General features: G+C 44.2%; 10 protein-coding genes, 1 other RNA gene and 1 pseudogene. 2 read left to right on the top strand and 10 right to left on the bottom strand.

Translation table 11 applies throughout. The features are described from left to right. Positions 1–9: 9 nt before the first annotated feature. The 7 genes from Q7J41_RS06445 to dnaG form a co-directional block, all read right to left on the bottom strand. Positions 10–1218: a Tm-1-like ATP-binding domain-containing protein gene (locus Q7J41_RS06445; protein ID WP_304886363.1), complete on the bottom strand. Its 1209-nt coding sequence runs from the start codon at positions 1216–1218 to the stop codon at positions 10–12. Positions 1219–1410: 192 nt separating this feature from the next. After that, on the bottom strand, positions 1411–3261 hold the full coding sequence (locus tag Q7J41_RS06440; protein ID WP_304886361.1) for a phosphoenolpyruvate hydrolase family protein: 1851 nt from the start codon (positions 3259–3261) through the stop codon (positions 1411–1413). Between the two features lie 273 nt (positions 3262–3534). After that, positions 3535–3874: RNase P RNA component class A (gene rnpB / locus Q7J41_RS06435), an RNA gene on the bottom strand. Between the two features lie 77 nt (positions 3875–3951). Then, positions 3952–5070 carry a Nif3-like dinuclear metal center hexameric protein gene (locus Q7J41_RS06430; RefSeq protein ID WP_304886359.1) on the bottom strand — a complete coding sequence of 373 codons (1119 nt, stop codon included), beginning with the start codon at positions 5068–5070 and terminating at the stop codon, positions 3952–3954. After that, positions 5055–5756, bottom strand: a complete 702-nt coding sequence (locus tag Q7J41_RS06425) for a class I SAM-dependent methyltransferase (protein ID WP_304886357.1) — start codon at positions 5754–5756, stop codon at positions 5055–5057. The genes Q7J41_RS06430 and Q7J41_RS06425 overlap by 16 nt, the downstream gene beginning before the upstream one ends. Position 5757: 1 nt before the next feature. Next, positions 5758–6822: an RNA polymerase sigma factor RpoD gene (rpoD, locus tag Q7J41_RS06420; RefSeq protein WP_304886385.1), complete on the bottom strand. Its 1065-nt coding sequence runs from the start codon at positions 6820–6822 to the stop codon at positions 5758–5760. A gap of 88 nt (positions 6823–6910) precedes the next feature. After that, positions 6911–8689, bottom strand: a complete 1779-nt coding sequence (gene dnaG / locus Q7J41_RS06415; RefSeq protein WP_304886355.1) for a DNA primase — start codon at positions 8687–8689, stop codon at positions 6911–6913. Positions 8690–8908: 219 nt separating this feature from the next. Between dnaG and Q7J41_RS06410 the strand changes: the two genes are divergently transcribed. Then, a complete protein-coding gene (locus Q7J41_RS06410) occupies positions 8909–9166 on the top strand; it encodes a hypothetical protein (protein WP_304886353.1) in 258 nt (85 codons plus the stop codon). Positions 9167–9420: 254 nt separating this feature from the next. Here Q7J41_RS06410 and nifJ read toward each other — a convergent pair whose 3' ends face one another. The 3 genes from nifJ to ald all read right to left on the bottom strand — a co-directional run bounded on the left by nifJ (position 9421) and on the right by ald (position 16057). Continuing rightward, positions 9421–12945, bottom strand: coding sequence for a pyruvate:ferredoxin (flavodoxin) oxidoreductase (gene nifJ / locus Q7J41_RS06405; RefSeq protein ID WP_304886351.1), 3525 nt, complete (start codon positions 12943–12945; stop codon positions 9421–9423). A 371-nt stretch (positions 12946–13316) separates the two neighbouring features. Beyond that, the gene (locus Q7J41_RS06400) at positions 13317–14741 is read right to left on the bottom strand and encodes a sodium:alanine symporter family protein (RefSeq protein WP_304886350.1); all 1425 of its coding nucleotides are present in this window, start codon (positions 14739–14741) and stop codon (positions 13317–13319) included. 200 nt (positions 14742–14941) lie between these two features. After that, a complete protein-coding gene (gene ald / locus Q7J41_RS06395) occupies positions 14942–16057 on the bottom strand; it encodes an alanine dehydrogenase (protein WP_304886348.1) in 1116 nt (371 codons plus the stop codon). A 168-nt stretch (positions 16058–16225) separates the two neighbouring features. On the opposite strand from ald, the pseudogene Q7J41_RS06390 reads away from it, so the two are divergent. After that, positions 16226–17606: pseudogene (locus Q7J41_RS06390) on the top strand (transposase). Positions 17607–17848 lie beyond the last annotated feature (242 nt).

Genomic DNA, 17848 nt, shown 5'->3' with positions numbered 1-17848 from the left:
TTTTCTTCTTTATCCTTCGATCATCGAAATCAATTTTTTGGCCATTGCCAGGGCAAAGGCTTCGTCGTTGATATCGGTATCCATTTCGATGACTTCAACTTTTTCATTGACATTTTCTCTTAATTGTTCAAATAGTTCAGCATCTTCTAGGGGTCCATAAAAAGGTGCTCCCTCCACGTCAATGGCCGAGACGCCTTTTAAGGGAATAAATAAGGCAACCGGGCCAGTAGCCACATTCAGTTTACTGGCGATGATTTTGCCCATCTGGGAACACTCTTCAATCGTGGTTCGCATCAGAGTGACGCTGGCATTATGTTTGTAGAGGTTGCGATCTTTATATTTTTCCGGAACGGTTTCGATGGCTCCAAAATTGACCATATCGAGAGCGCCTACTGAAACGACTTGGGGAATCCCAACTTTTGCTGCTGCTTCCAAACGAGTGGGGCCAGCAGAAAAGACACCACCGGCTACCTCATCGCACCATTCAGTGGTGGTCGCATCAAATACACCTTTGATAAAACCGGCTTCAATCAGACTTTCCATGGCCATGCCGCCAGCACCGGTGGCATGAAATACTAATACCTCATAGCCCTGATCTTCCAGATATTCTCTGGCTGCGGTGACACAAGGTGTGGTTACCCCAAACATCGTCGCTGCTATCAGTGGTTTTTCTACTTTTAGTTCTGGAATATCAAAGCTGGCCATCCCGGCGATGGCATTGGCGGCGTTGGCCAGAATGTGATTGGAGATGCTGTTGATGCCAGAAATATCCACCACCGAATACATCATGGTGATATCTTTTTCCCCGACATAGGGACGGGTATCTCCCGAAGCTACAGTGGACACCATAATCTTCGGCACGCCTACCGGCAGACTTCTCATCGCAAAGGTGCCGATGGTGGTTCCCGCTGATCCGCCGAGACTGATGACCCCGTCAACCTTACCCTGATCATAGAGATCTTTGGTAATTTTTGCTGCTCCAGCCATCATCACGTCAATGCCCAGACCCCGATCATGCTGTTGCTGCAGTTCTTCTAACGATGATCCGCCCGCAATGGCAACCGCTTCACTGGTGACATCCGGCACAAACAAAGGCTCCCCGATAACCCCGCAGTTGACTGTGGTGGTACTGAGACCCCGCTTTTCAATCAATTCTTTAATAAACTGGAATTCATGACCCTTGGTATCAAAGGTTCCTACTATTAACACGTTTTTCATTCCATGCCCCCCTTGAATTTATTTTTTTATAAACTTTTCTCCTTATATTCAACTCGCAAGGTTTGTGCCAAGAATCAAAATCGGCAAATCCGTTGTTTCAGCCATTCTAAATCAGGTAGTGGGAAAACCCTTTCTCAGATAAATGTGAATTGGGCAATATTTTCCCGTTATGAGTAAATATTGCCCAATTCTTTACTCCATGGATTCCTGTTCTTCCATAGATAAATTAAATTTGATTATTTTATTGTATAGCGTGCGCCGGGATATACCAATCCGGGCGGCTGCTTCGGTGCGATTCCATTGGCAGACTTTGAGAACACCCAGAATATAAGTACTTTCCAGGTGTTCCTTACTAGTGGCCAACATGTCGGATCCCTGAATATCATGGGTCAGAGGTTTAGGGTTAGACTTAAGTCTATCCATATCTTCCACCGCCATGTCATCCCGGCGGATATACTTACCTTCACTGAGGATCACCGCTCTTTCCAGGACATGCTTCAGTTCCCGGACATTCCCGGGCCAGGGGCATTCCATCAGATAGGCCATGGCATCCGGCGCCAGCCGTTTTTCTTCCAGCTGGTACTTTATTTTAAATTCTTCTAAAAAGCGATTGCACAGCAGCGGAATATCCTCGGTATGTCGGCGCAGCGGCGGGGTATTGATTTCCACTACATTCAGCCGGTAGTAGAGATCCTCGCGGAAACGATTATCTGCCACCGCCTGTTTAATATCGACATTGGTCGCACAGACGATCCGCACATCGACATAGATGGTTTTCTCGCCGCCCACCCGTTCAAATTCCTGCTGCTGAATAATCCGTAGTACCTTCGCCTGGAGATCCACATCCATTTCACCGATCTCATCCAGAAACAAGGTACCATGATTAGCCAGTTCAAATTTTCCCAGCCGCCGCTTGTCGGCCCCGGTAAAAGCACCCTTCTCATGACCAAACAGCTCACTTTCCAGTAAGTTGGGCGGCAAAGCGGCACAGTTCACCTTGATCAGCGAACCCAGACAACGTTTACTATTAAAATGCAGGGCTTTGGCAACCAGTTCTTTTCCGGTTCCACTTTCGCCCTGAATGAGAACATTGACGTCTTTATCGGCTACCTTATTGATCAGTTCATACATGTCCTGCATGATCACGCTTTGACCGACAATTTCATCAAAGCCCCGTTTTTTCAACAATTCTTTTTTGAGATGCTTATTTTCCTGCTTTAATTTATAATAATTTTTAAATTTATCCGTCGTTTCCGAGATCGCCAGTTCGGTGGGAATCCGCTCAAAGCTGGAGCCCCCGATATAACCGATGGTCTGCGAATTTTTATAAAAATAATAAGCATCCTCGGGGGAATTAATGGGGCCGCCATAGATCATCTTATAGGTTCGGGGATTGATCTCATCGACGGCAGCAAAAATCGCTTCGGTCATTTCCAGACATTCGTTAATAGTGGAAAAAACCTTGCCGGATTTCTCGCCTCCTCGCATCCAGCCAAAATGGGCACAGACCACATCCACGCCCACCCGGGTCATTGCTCGAGCCTGATCCTCATCGAAGACAAAGGCAATCGTAAAGAGGTTGGCGGCCACTGCTTTTTTCATAAACTCAATTTCCTGATCATAGCCCAGCCCCTTTTCCTCCAACCATTCCCGGAATTGTCCATCAATCAAACCAATGGTAGGAAAGTTATTGACCCCGCTAAAGCCCAGATCCCGGACTTTTTGAATCAGTTCCTGATGCGTATAATTGGGATCGGTGGCGTTAATGCCGCAGATCACCGCCCGATCTTTGAGTTTTGGCAGTATTTCACGGCTGGAAAAGTCAAACACCAGCTCATTACTGTTTGAAAATGGCATCATACAGCCAATCGAAGGAATTCCTGCCGATCGAAACCGCCCGGCACTGAGCGCCAGCAATAAATCAGCCCCACCCTTAATCGCCTGTTTGGCAAAAAGGCCAGACCCCACTGCCACCCCAATCACCGGTTTATTCATCTTCAAACTGTTCTGGATCATTTTTTCGATGGCTTCTTTTTTCTTCATGGTCTTCTCCCACTCAAATCAATCTGACCTTATTATACAACCCCCCGTCAAAAAACGCAAAAAGACTATTGCAGAGTCCTGCAATAGTCCCAGACTGTCAAAAAAGATAACCCAGTACCGACAATTGTTACATCATGTTGTACGCATCGGAGCGGACACGGCGAAGCCTGTCCGATTCCGCAGCGAACAACAGATTAACAATTGGTCGGTACGGTAGTTTATCAACAACCTCAGGCTATTACAGAGTCCTGCAATAGTCCTTACTTACATTTGTGATTTACTAAATCTATAAGCCGAGTTCTGTTTAAATAGTCATCTATCTCGATTTATTGTTACCAATAAATTCTAGCGACCTACCATAGGACAACGACGAGCAGCCGTCTTTCAAGGTCCGTTCTTGGTCTTGCTCCAGGTGGGGTTTACATAGCCGATGTGTCACCACACCGCTGGTGAGCTCTTACCTCACCCTTTCATCCTTACCATTGCTGGCGGTATACTTTCTGTTGCACTTGCCTTAGAGTCGCCTCCACCGGGTGTTACCCGGCACCATGCTCTGAGGAGCTCGGACTTTCCTCAACCGGATTGCTCCGGGTGCGACTATCTGATTTACTAAATCGCTATAGTATACACTTTCTTCTCAAAAACTTCAAGTATTTTCTCAGTGATTTAAATTTTTTAAAAATTGAACCCCTAATAATTCACAATAAAATCCCGGGCGGATTCGGCCACGATCATTTCCGGGCAGGCGTCTTCCAGACCGCTTTCCAGGATTTGTTTGAAGCAGTCGGTTACCCATTTCTCGGTACCGTAATGGCCGGCATCCAGAACCCAGAAATTGTTTTCCAGAGCCCGTTGGCCGTCGTGGTGCTTGAGGTCGCCGGTGATCAGCACATCCGCTCTTTTGGCTTTGGCCAGACCGATCATGTCCGCTCCAGCGCCGGAACAGATGGCCACCCGCCGGACGATATCCGGCACCTTGCCAGCCCCTCTTAAAGCTACCAGACCCAGCCGGTCTTTGGTGCTGGCAATGAAATCCGCTGCCTCCATCGGTTGGCTTAATACCCCAATTTTTCCCAATCCGTTTTCATTGATCAGCCCCCCATTTTCCAGGGCGATCACGTCATAGGCCATTTCTTCATAAGGATGATTTCTTTTTAAAACCGCAATCAGATTTTTCAAATCAGGTGCAGCCACAATGGCTTCTATCCGGTCTTCTGAAACACAGGTTAGTTTATTGACTTCCCCGATAAAAGGCGTAGCACCGACTAGCGGACGGAAGGTTCCCGTGCCGGATGAGCGATACGTGCAATAATCATAATCACCAATGGCACCGGCTCCGTTTTTCCCGAACACCTCAATGATTTTATGGCTGGCATCCACCGGTGTGAAAACCACCAGTTTATAATAAACAACGGGATTGGACGGCTCCAGCGTTTTGATGTTTTCCAGCCCCATGATCTCGGCCAGATAATGATTAAGACCTTTTGGTGCCTTATCCAAATTGGTATGGGCCACATAGACTGCGACTTCATTTTTGATCAGTTGGGAAATGATTTGACCCTTTTCACAATCACTTGACAGGGTTTTTAAACCCTTAAAAATAAACGGGTGATGGGCAATGATCAGATCCACCTTCTTCTTAACGGCCTCATCGACCACATCGGCGGTGATGTCCAGGGTCAGCAGGATCCGCTTGATGGACTGTTGCCGGGATCCCACCTGCAGACCGACGTTATCCCAGGCTTCTGCCAGGTTTTCCGGAGCAAGGGCTTCAATCGTTTGGATAATTTTATTTAGTTTGACTGACATCTTTTCACCTCATTCAGTTTTTCGATAAACAAACTGCTTTCCTTCCATTGTTTCGCAGCAATCGCTGTGGTTTTTCCCCGAGTACTTCTAACAATCTGCTGCTCCAGAAAGATTTTCCGATCGATCAGAGCCCCGAGCAATGGATGTTTATGCATGTAAAATTCAAAACCCAATTCATATTCCAGAGGATTGGTAACTACCATCTTTCCCGGTTTTGCAACAATTACCTCATAAACCCGATCCCCCTCCCGAGCCAGCTCTTCGCTGATGATTCCAAAACCGGCCGCTTCCAGATATTTCCGTAACACCGCCTGGTTATTCATCGGTTGAAGCACCAGTTTTTTCTTTTGTCTGGCCACATCTGGCTGGGCTTCGAGCAGGTCCCGGATCAGGAGTCCCCCCATGCCCGCCATGACGACAGCGTCAACCTCTCCGGGTTTAAGCACAGAAAGACCCGAACCAAGTCGGGTCTCTATCTGTTTTGCCAATTGCTGTTCATTGATAATTTTTTCAGCTTTTTTAAGCGGCTGCAGGTTGGTATCGCTGGCGATTGCCCGGGAAACGAGCGCATTTTCGACCAGGTACACCGGTAGATAACCATGGTCGGTACCAATATCGGCCATCGATTCGACTCCGGCCACACAGCCGGCAATAACCTCAAGCCGTGGACTTAACTTAATCTTCATTTTAGGTTAAATAATCCTTTAATTTCTTACTGCGGCTGGGGTGTCTCAGTTTGCGCAGGGCTTTGGCTTCAATCTGGCGGATTCGTTCTCGGGTGACATTGAACTCTTTGCCGACTTCTTCCAGTGTCCGCGCCCGGCCATCATCGAGACCAAAACGCAATCGTAGCACCTTTTCTTCCCGTTCGGTCAGGGTGTTCAAGACCTCAATCAGCTGTTCTTTCAACAGCGCATAGGATGCAGCTTCGGCTGGTGCCGGGGCATCTTCATCAGGAATGAAATCGCCCAAATGACTATCCTCTTCTTCCCCAATTGGGGTTTCTAGAGAAACCGGATCCTGAGCGATTTTTTGAATTTCTCGCACCTTTTCTTCGGAAAAGCCCATTTCCTTGCCAATTTCTGCAGGGGTCGGTTCCCGTCCATATTCCTGCAGTAATTGCCGGGAAACCCGAATCAGTTTATTAATGGTCTCAACCATATGAACCGGGATCCGGATGGTTCGGGCCTGATCGGCAATCGCCCGGGTAATCGCCTGACGGATCCACCAGGTTGCGTAGGTACTGAATTTAAAACCTTTAGTATAGTCGAATTTCTCCACGGCTTTGATCAAGCCGAGGTTTCCTTCCTGGATCAGATCCAAAAACGACATCCCCCGTCCCACATAACGCTTGGCAATACTGACCACCAGCCGCAGGTTGGCTTCGGCTAATTCTTTTTTGGCTGAATCGTCTCCGGCTTCCATTCGGCGTGCCAGAGCCATTTCCTGATCACCGGTCAATAAAGGTACCTTGCCGATTTCTTTTAGGTATAAACGAACTGGATCATTGACGCTGACCGAGTCGGCCAGCTCAAGTTCTTTCTGGTTTTCTTCCTCCAGTTCAGCGGCCTCCAGGGCTTCCAGTTCGAGGTCGGTAAAAGCGATTTCGATTCCTTCTTTTTGCAGGTACAAATAGATGGAATCAACTTCCTCAGGATCGAGATCAGCTTTATCGAGAAGTTCTTCGAAATCATGATTATTTAAATTTCCCTTTGATTTTCCCCGTTTTAATAGCTGCTGCACTTCCGGCATCAGCTCAATTGCAACTTTTTCAATTTCAACTATGTCATCGTCAATATCTATGATCACATTTTCGGTTTTAGCTTTTTCTAGTTTCATTTTAGTGCCTCCCGTTTTCTTTCATCATTTTCTTAATCTCTATGAATTGATTGGTGAGCCTGGCCACCTCATCGTCATTCCCATTGGATGATTCTCTTTTTATTTGTTCAGAAAGCCTGTCAAGCTGAGCTTCATTGTAAAAACGATTCATTATTTCCAAAGCATCTTGATAATCTGACCGGGAGACTTCATCCTCGTTCATCATAAACTCAACTATTTTTTTGACTGCTTCTGAATCTTCAAAATGTGACATAATCTGATTGACTTCAATCCGGATCCCGGTTTTCCGCTTTTCTGAAAGGGTTAAAAGCAGCTCTTTGTAGAAAGGATCGGTTAGATAGTCGATCGGAAATTCATCGATGATGTCCGGTGTTTTTAAACAAAAGCGGATCGCCAACTCTTGAGCCTTTTGATATGCCCTGGGGATCTTTTGCAGCGAACCTTCGCTGTGGGTTGGCTCCACCAGCTGCGAAGGACTGTCCGATCGGGTTTTTGAGCGCATGACCTCCCGCCGGATCACTTCCTGATTGATTCCCGTATCGCCGGCAACCATTTTGCTGTAATAATCAATTTCCACCGATGTCTCCAGCTGTCGTAAAACTTTAATTGCTTCATTGCCATAGCGGAGCCTGCCATCGGTTTGGGATAGGTCATTATTTCTTTTTAGTAATTCCAGTTCGTACTCAACGATCGTTAAGGCTTTGGCTACAGAATCCTTAAATCCCTGCTGGCCATATTTCCGGACAAAGGAGTCCGGATCCTCATTTATTGGCAAGTTTAATATTTTAACATTTAAGCTGGTCTTTTTCAAGATCTTCATGGCTTTTTCTGTTGCTGATTTTCCGGCACTATCGCCATCAAAGGCAATAACCACCTCATTGGCATAGCGTTCCAGGATTTTACCATGAAACGGGGTAAAGGCCGTTCCCAAAGCTGCCACGGTATTCTTGATCCCTTTTTCGTACAGCGAAATCACGTCCATATAGCCTTCAACGATTAATATTTGACCGGCATCTAAAAAATTTTTGCAATGATTCAGATTATAAAGCTCGTAGCTTTTGGAAAAAATCGGAGTTTCAGGAGAGTTAAGGTATTTTGGTCCATTTTGATCTGTTCCCGTCAGGCGACCGCCGAACCCGACAATCTGTCCTCGGGGATTAACGATGGGAAACATAATCCGACTGCGGAAGCGATCATAATGGCGTTTGCTTTCGGATTCCAGAATCAGACCTGAATCCAGCATTTCTGCCATCGAAAAACCTTTGGTCTGAAGAAAATCAGTTAATCGGCTCCAGTCTTCACTGGCATAGCCCAAACCAAATTCCCGGATGGTTTCCTGACTGATCCCTCGCTGCAACAAATATTCCCGGGCTGGTGGATTTGTTTTTAAAATCTTATAATAATAATTGGCCGCTTCCCGGTGCAATTCATAGAGGCGCTTCTTTTTTTCATACGCCTGGTGGTCTTCCTGTTGGTTCTGCTTTTCCGGTAAAATCATATTTACCCGGGCTGCCAGAAATTTGAGGGCATCGATAAAGGGCAGTTTTTCCATTTCCATAATAAAAGTAATCACATTGCCGCCGGCTCCACAGCCAAAACAATGATATAACTGTTTTTCCCGGGAAACCGTGAAGGATGCGGTTTTTTCATTATGAAAGGGACACTTGCCTTTGAAAGAGTTCCCCACCCGTTTTAAGGTCATGTAACCCGAAGCGACATCCACAATATCATTTGCTTCGATGACAGATTGTATCAATTCTTCGGAGTAGTAAGTTGTCATTTGTGTTTTCCTTTTTGTAAACAAAGTCTTGACTTTTGAGGGTCTATTATCTCTATTCTAAGTAAAACTCCATTCTCCTTGTTTTAATATCCTTTATTTTTAAATTTAAACAAAAATAAAGTTTCATTAATCTTTCAAAAAATCATTATCAATGGATAAAACCTGATTATCAGGGTAATAAAAAACTAATCACAATATTATTAAGAAAGAGGTATTTTTATGGAAAAGAAAAAAGTTATTGAACTCATTCATGAAAAAGTGAAAGTTGCCAATTTTGATGATCATGGAAAAGCCGTTCTCAGCATGGATGATGTGGGCGACGGCCAGATGATTATGGATGTGCTTGCTGATTTAAAATCAGACACAACCTTTGATTTTGATTTTGATCTGGATAAAATGTTATTGACCGTTCATAATCCTGATGATGATCTGGACGGATTTGCCAGAAGACACCCCTCCCCCCAGAAATGTAAATAAACTTGACCTCAAAAGACCACAGTTGCTGGTCAATCACTTAAAAAAAGCTCCATTGGATTAGACCAAGGGAGCTTTTTTGTGATCAAACGAAAAAAGTAGTACCGACAATTGTTATATCATGTTGTACGCATCGGAGCGGACACGGCGAAGCCTGTCCGATTCCGCGGCGAACAACAGATTAACAATTGGTCGGTACGGTAGTTTATGGATAACCTAAGAGAAACCCCGAGGGGTTTCTCCAGTTACTGCTTTAATTACATTTCTGATTTTTGTTTATAACCCATGTAACGTTCCAGAGCTTCTTCTTTCGCCTTATCATAAAGGGTTGCTGAAACTTCTGGGAAGGTCAGTTTTAATGAGGTGTAACGAACTTCTGAATCGAGGAATTCGGTGAATTTGTCCATATCCGGTTCTTTAGAATCAAGGATAAATGGATTTTTTCCCTCGTCTTTCAGGGTTGGGTTGAATCGGTACAGATGCCAGTATCCAGATTCCACAGCGAATGCTTCGTGGGTTTGGGTACGGCTCATACCGCCTTTAATACCATGGTTGATACAAGGAGCGTAAGCAATGATCAGAGATGGACCATCGTAAGCTTCTGCTTCTTGAAGGGCTTTCATAAATTGGTTTTTATCTGCACCCATGGCCACCTGAGCCACGTAAACGTAACCGTAGGTTGCTGCCATCATACCAAGGTCTTTTTTCTTGATCCGTTCCCCAGCTGAAGCAAATTGTGCCACTGCCGCAGTTGGTGTTGATTTAGAAGCCTGACCACCGGTGTTGGAGTAGATTTCCGTATCCAGTACGAATACGTTGATGTTTTTGCGTGATGCTAAAACATGATCCAGTCCGCCGTAGCCGATATCGTAAGCCCAGCCGTCACCGCCAAAAATCCATTGGGATTTTTTTATCAGATAAGCCTTATTATCAAGAATGAACTTCGCATAGGTTGCCAGTGCCGCACTTGGGGTATAAGCTGCTAAGGCTTCGACCAGTTTAGCTGAGGCAATTTTTGAAGCTTCAGCATCTTTTCTGCTGTCGATCCAAGCTTGTCCGGCTGTTTTAACTGCTTCTGGGGCATCGCCAGCGATGATTTCTTTGAGGTAATTTTCAATGGTATCGGCCATTTTTTCAGTAGCCAGCATCATTCCAAAGCCATACTCGGCATTGTCTTCAAATAAAGAGTTTGCCCAGGCTGGTCCTTTTCCTTCAGCATTTTTACAGTAAGGTGTTGATGGTGAGGATGCTCCCCAGATTGATGAACAACCGGTGGCATTTGCTACCATCATCCGATCCCCAAACAATTGGGTAATGGTTTTAATATATGGTGTTTCACCACAACCGGCACAGGCACCAGAGAACTCAAGCAATGGCTGACAGAACTGGCTGCCTTTAACAGTTGCTTTATTCATCAGGTTATCTTTAATTTTTACGGTGGTGGCATAGTTCCACATTGGGATTTGTTCAGCCTGGGTATCAATTGGTTCCATTTCCAGGGCTTTGGTTTTAGCCGGGCAGGCATCCTGACAGTTTCCGCAACCAGTACAGTCAAGGGTGCTGACCTGGATCCGGTACTCTAAACCATCAAATTGTTTTCCGGTGGCTTTAACCGTTGTAAATCCTTCTGGCGCCGCAGCTTTTTCACCAGCATCCACTAAAACAGGACGGATGGCAGCGTGTGGGCAGACAAATGAACACTGGTTACACTGAATACAATTTTCAGGAATCCATTTTGGCACGTTAACAGCGATTCCCCGTTTTTCGTAGGCTGAAGAACCAGACATAAAGGTTCCGTCTTCCACACCGGTGAAGGCTGACACGGGAATATCATCACCAGCCAATCGGTTGATTGGACGAAGAATCTTGGTGATAAACTCTGGTACATTTTCTTCCGCTGCGCCGTCAGCTTTAAGATCTTTCCATGCTGCCGGAACATCCACTTTAACCAGAGCATTAATCCCCTGATCAACAGCAGCGTTGTTCATATCAACAATTTTCTGACCTTTTTTGCCGTAAGATTTTTGAATCCCGGCTTTAGAGAAGGTAACCGCATCTTCAATAGGAATAATGTCGGCCAGTTTAAAGAATGCCGATTGCATAATCATGTTGGTGCGACGGCCTAAACCGATTTCTTCAGCAATTTTTGTGGCATTGATGATATAGAAATTAATGTCATTGTCGGCAATATATTTCTTTAAAGACGTTGGTAATTTTTCATCCAGTTCGGCTGCTTCCCAAACGGTGTTAAGCAGGAATGTTCCGCCTTTTTTTAAACCCTTTAACAAGTCATATTGGTTAACATAGGCTTGGGTTGAGCAGGAAACAAAGTCTGAGTTTACAATTAAGTAAGTCGACTTAATTGGTTTTTTACCGAATCTTAAGTGCGAAACGGTAACCCCACCGGATTTTTTACTGTCATAGGAGAAGTAACCCTGAGCATATAAATCGGTATGATCGCCGATAATTTTAATGGCTGATTTGTTGGCACCAACGGTTCCATCAGATCCCAGCCCCCAGAATTTACATCCTTTAGTTCCAGATGGAACAGTATTCAGGTTTTCACCCAGTTCGAGGTTTGTGTGGGTAACATCATCAACAATCCCGATGGTGAATTTATCTTTAGGCTGAGCCAGTTTTAAATTATCGTAAACGGCCTTAATTTGAGCCGGGGTAGTGTCTTTTGAGCTGAGTCCATAACGACCACCAACAATCAATGGTTGGAATTCTTTGCCGTAGAACACGGTACAAATATCCTGGTATAAAGGTTCGCCCAACGAGCCGGGCTCTTTGGTACGGTCTAAGACGGCAATCTTTTTAACGTTCTTTGGTAGTACCTTCATTAAATATTCTGGTGCAAAAGGTCTGAACAAGCGAACCTTGATCAGGCCGATTTTTTCGCCCTGAGCTAATAAATAATCAATCGTTTCTTCGATGGTATCGGTTACCGAACCCATGGCAACGATAATATTTTCGGCATCGTCAGCACCATAGTAGTCAAATAAATGGTATTCCCGACCGGTTTCAGCTGAGATTTTTTCCATATAGTCAGCAACAATCGCTGGAATATCATCATAGAATGGGTTACACGCTTCTCTGGCCTGGAAGAAAATGTCGGGATTTTGAGCAGTTCCCCGGGTTACCGGATGTTCAGGATTTAAGGCATGATCCCGGAATGCCTGGATGGCATCAAAATCGGCCAGTTTTTTAAAGACATCATAATCGATGACTTCGATTTTCTGAATTTCGTGTGAAGTTCTAAACCCATCAAAGAAATGCATAAACGGTACCCGGCTTTTAATCGCAGCCAGATGGGCAATTGCCGCTAAGTCCATTACTTCCTGAACGCCACCGGACGCCAGTAAAGCAAAACCAGTTTGACGGCAGGCCATAACATCGCTATGGTCACCAAAAATAGAAAGTGCCTGCGCAGCTAAGGTACGGGCTGTAACATGAAAAACGCCTGGCAATAATTCGCCAGCAATTTTATACATATTCGGGATCATCAGTAAAAGTCCCTGAGAAGCAGTAAAGGTGGTGGTTAAGGCACCAGCTGCTAATGAACCATGAACCGCACCAGCAGCGCCGCCTTCTGATTGCATTTCGGAAACTTTTACAGTTTCACCAAAAATATTTTTTCGTCCCTGTGAAGCCCAAACATCCGCATATTCGGCCATTGTGGATGAAGGGGTAATTGGAAAAATAGCAGCAACCTCGGTAAACGCATAAGCAACGTGCGCCGCCGCGTTATTTCCATCCATTGTCATCATTTTTTTAGGCATGATTTTCCTCCTTGAAATTAAAACAAATTATTTTGTTGATGGTTTAAATAGCAAAATTTTATCTATGAAATTATATCATATTAGTTTTTGAGTGTATACACTTTAATAAGGGTAATTTTTTGCCGTATATCTCCAGCAATTTTCGACTTGTTAATCCGAAAACGATTAATGTTAACCTTATTATCGTTTGTATCTTTTTAATATGGATAAATTGTTCCTTTGCGAACTTTTATCCATGCAAATTACTTTTTCACAATAATTCACTGCGGACGAACTGTTAAAATGTTCTTCAACAGTTCGTCAACAGTAATTTTTGTGAAGTGATAACTTTTTTTATTTAATTTTTTGCTTGTATTAATTGCTTTAAATCACTATTTCTTTTTAGCTTCTTTAAATGCCAGTTTCTCTGGTATTAAGAAGTCTGACTGGAATTCGAAACATTCCTTGGCAACCACACTGCTTAAAACGAGCAGACTGATTAAGTTTGGAATAGCCATCAATCCATTCATGGCATCTGATAAATTCCAGACAACTTCCAGAGCGGTGGTGGCGCCAACAAAGACAACCAGACAATAGAGGATCCGGTAGATGGTGACGGCAATTGGTGCTTTGATTAAGTATTCGAGTGATTTTTCGCCGTAATATTCCCAACCCAAAATGGTTGAGAAAGCAAAGAGGGCAATTCCGATAGTTACAATATAACCACCGATAGGTCCCAAGGCCGATTGGAATGCTGCAATGGTCAGATTAGCACCCATTAGAATTTCGCCGCTGGCATCTAATGTTCCTAGAGCCCCTGAAGAGGCAATAACCAGACCGGTGATCGTACAGACACAGATGGTATCAAAAAAGGTACCGGTCATATTGATATAACCTTGTCGTGACGGATGATCGGTTTTTGCAGCAGCTGCAGCAATTGGTGCCGACCCTAAGCCTGCTTCATTAGAAAACACGCCCCGGGCAACCCCCCAGCGCATTGCTGAGAGCATTGAAGCGATAATGGTTCCGCCTACGCCACCAGCCATTGCTTGCGGCGAAAAGGCCATGGTAAAGATTTCCGCAATCCCGGCTGGTAAATTTTGATAATTGATGATGATGACAAGAAGTGCTGTTAAAACATAGAACACGGCCATAAAAGGGACGATGACGCCAGCCACTTTACCGATGCTCTTGATGCCGCCAAGAATAACCAGAAATGCCAGTACTGTCAGAATCAGGCCAGTTATCCAGGTAGGTACTCCAAAGGTGCCAAATACTGCCCCTGAAATAGAGTTGGCTTGAGTCATGTTGCCAATCCCGAAGGATGCCACGGTGGCAAATAATGAAAATAAAAACGCCAATGTCAAACCGATTTTTTTATTCTTGAAGCCATTTTTCATGGCATACATCGGACCACCAGCCATTTCGCCTTTGGCGTTGGTTTCCCGATATTTAACGGCGAGAACACTTTCGGCATATTTTGTAGAAAGTCCAAATAGCGCCGAAATCCACATCCATACCAGTGCTCCCGGGCCGCCCAGGACCATCGCTGTTGCAACGCCGACGATATTCCCGGTTCCGATGGTAGCCGCCAGGGCTGTCATCAGCGATTGGAATGGTGAAATATCACCGCTTGAATCATCTTTTTTGGTCTTATCCTGTTTGGCAAAGACCGATTTTAATGCAAACCCCAGGTTGAGCCATGGCTTAAATTTTAAACGAACCGTTAAAAACATCCCTGTACCCATTAGTAATGCCAACATAATGGGTCCCCAAACAAAATTATTTACAGCTGCAATGATATCCGAAAAATTCATATTGCCCCCTTTAATTTTTTAGACTTTGTTATCGATTACACTTTATTAATAAGGGTTTCACTGTTATTTGCAACAGTGTCACCCTTATTATCAGTTATTTAGAGCTATTTTTTCTGTCTTGCTTTTTTCGTTTTCTTGATTTCTGGATGCTGACAATTAAAATTGTCGTTTCCGGGTTGGGTTTAAAATTTAGTTTAATCCTACAGTAATTCTTCTGCTGGTACGTATTCTTTATTTAAGCCTTCAGCCACGCCTTTACAAGTAACATGTCCCTTGTACGTATTTAACCCTAATAATAATGCGGGATCTTCCTTCATTGCAGCTACTGGTCCCTTGTTAACAATCGCCATTAAATATGGCAGGGTGGATCCGGTCAGTGCATAGGTAGATGTTCTAGGAACAGCACCTGGCATATTGGCAACTGAATAATGAATTACGCCATGTTTTTCAAAGCAAGGATCATCATGAGTTGTGCTATGATCAATCGTTTCAACCGATCCGCCTTGGTCAATGGCGACATCAACAATAACTGATCCTTTTTTCATTTCCTTAACCATTTTTTCGGTAACAAGTTTTGGTGCTTTTTCGCCGGCAACCAATACCCCACTGATGAGAAGATCTGATTTCTTTGTCAGTTCTGCCATGTTATAAGGATTACTGATTAGTGTCGAAACTCGACCATTAAAGACGTCATCCACATAGGTTAATCTTGGTTTGCTGATATCAATAACGGTAACATGTGCGCCCAGGCCGACTGCCATTTTAGCTGCGTTCATACCAACCGTACCAGCTCCAATGATCATTACTTCTGCTGGTAACACGCCAGTAACACCACCTAACAACATACCAACACCACCATAATAGCGTTGCAGCATGGTAGCGCCAACTTGTACGGACATTCTTCCGGCTACTTCACTCATTGGGATCAATAAAGGAAGTGATCTGTCAGCTAATTGTACGGTTTCGTAGGCAATACCGGTAATTTTTTTCTTTACTAATATATCTGTTAAAGGCAGGTTTGGAGCAAGATGTAGATATGTAAATAAGGTCTGTCCTTCTTTCATCAGTTCATATTCTGATTCGATGGGTTCTTTTACTTTTACAATAATATCTGATTGAGCAAATACTTCTTTAGCTTGTTGCAGGATTACGGCACCTTCTGCTACATATTCACTATCTGCGATTCCACTTTCAAGACCTGCTTTTGTTTCTACAAGAACCTTATGGCCACTCGCTACCAAGGCATGAACACCTGCTGGTGTTACGGATACACGGGACTCATTGTTCTTAATTTCCTTTGGAATACCTACAATCATGTTAAAAACCTCCTGATTTTATAATTTAATAGGCGTTTGCAAAACGCCACAGCCCGCATAATAACGGGATATTTCTGACATAAAAAAATATAACTCCTCACCAGATTGTGATAAAATTGAGTTGCTAAAAAACAAATCTATCAACCTGAAAGGAGTTATATCATGACTATTTTATCACAAAAACAGCTTTCTTTGGCTGAAATTTATTCTGATTGCACTCATTTTTTTGAAAGTGACAAACATCACTTTCTTTCGCTACTGGAAGAGAATCTGAACCTTCACGCGTTGATTCCGCATTCTTTTTATCAGCATTATTACCGCGCGCATGGCCGACATCGGGATTTTGATCTTTGTTCGATTCTCTGGGCGCTGATCCTGCAGCGGATTTTTTCCATCCCCACGGATACACTCCTGATTACGTTTCTCAAGTTTTCCAGAGAACTCCGCGATTTTTGCGGTTTTAACCGGGTACCCCATGCGTCACAACTGACCCGTTTCAAAAAAACATACCTGTTGGACTTACAATCGCTCTTTCATCGTCTTGTTGATGTGACTGAGCCGATCTGCCAGAAAATTGATGCCGATAAAGCAATGATGACCATTTTTGATACCTCCGGAATTGAAGCCTACGTCACTGAAAACAATCCCAAATTTGCCAATAAAATTATTAAGCAGCTCAAAGCATTCAAAAAATCCCACCAGCTTGATGACGCCTATGATCCCTATAAGGCGGCTTACGGCTCAATGCCCACGCACGCGAAATCCAATCCGGAAATCAAACAGCTCTACATTAATGGTCATTTCTGTTACGTCTACAAATTCGGCATCATTACCAATGGCCTTGGCATTGTCCGGGATATCACTTTCTATGATGCGAATTTTCTGGCTGATCATCCGGAGATTTCTGTCGAGAAAAAATCAGATTCTCCCGATGAGGACAAATCGCTTCATGATACCAAAGCCCTGATTCCGGTTCTTTCAGACTTCTTTAAAAAGCACCCGCTGATTGTCCCCAAACTTTTCATTGGTGATGCTGCGTTTGACAGTTCAGCGATTTATCAGTCCCTCCTTGGGGAGCTGAAATTTGAAAAAGCTTTCATTCCATTGAATCAGCGTGGTAAACTTTCCTATTCGGATTGTCCGGTTAATGCAGATGGGATTCCCTGTTGTCCAAACGATCCTTCTCTTCCCATGAAATCCGAAGGGCTGGCCAAACGAAAGAACGGCATGATTCGGTTTAAATTCACCTGTCCCAAAACAAAATGGATCAAACAGGAAGCCGGGAAAGCCAAACGTCAGTGTTTCTGTGAAAATCCTTGCACTTCGTCTTCCTGTGGTCGGATGTTTTACGTCTACCCTGAAAAAAATCTCCGGGCCTACCCCGGAACCCTTCGTGGGACACTCGAATGGGCTCGAATCTATAAGATCCGGGGCGTCGTTGAACAATCCATTAATCACTTCAAAGACAGTTTCTGTCTTGCCAACCGTAAAACTCAAAATGCCAGGACACTTCACGCCGATTTGCTATTGGCCGGAATTACCCAGCTGATTACTGCAATTCTTTCCGATACTATTCATCAGCATCAGTACTTACGCAGTCTTAAACCACTCGTTGCCTAGTTGGACTTTTTATCTTCTTTGCCCAGCTTTTGTTTTTGCGCTTTTTTTCTCATCTTCTGCAACATTTTCTTCGCTTTGTTGTTCGTTTCCCTTCTGACTTCATGAAGTCTGTCTGTTTCTTACCGCCGAATTCTCTGTGCTCTAAATCTTTTTCATTTCGCAATTACCTAA

The sequence above is a fragment of the Acetobacterium sp. genome (assembly GCF_030652775.1).
Classification (GTDB): domain Bacteria; phylum Bacillota; class Clostridia; order Eubacteriales; family Eubacteriaceae; genus Acetobacterium.
The sequence above is the reverse complement of the archived record's forward strand: the minus strand, read 5'-3'. Positions and strand labels throughout refer to the sequence as shown.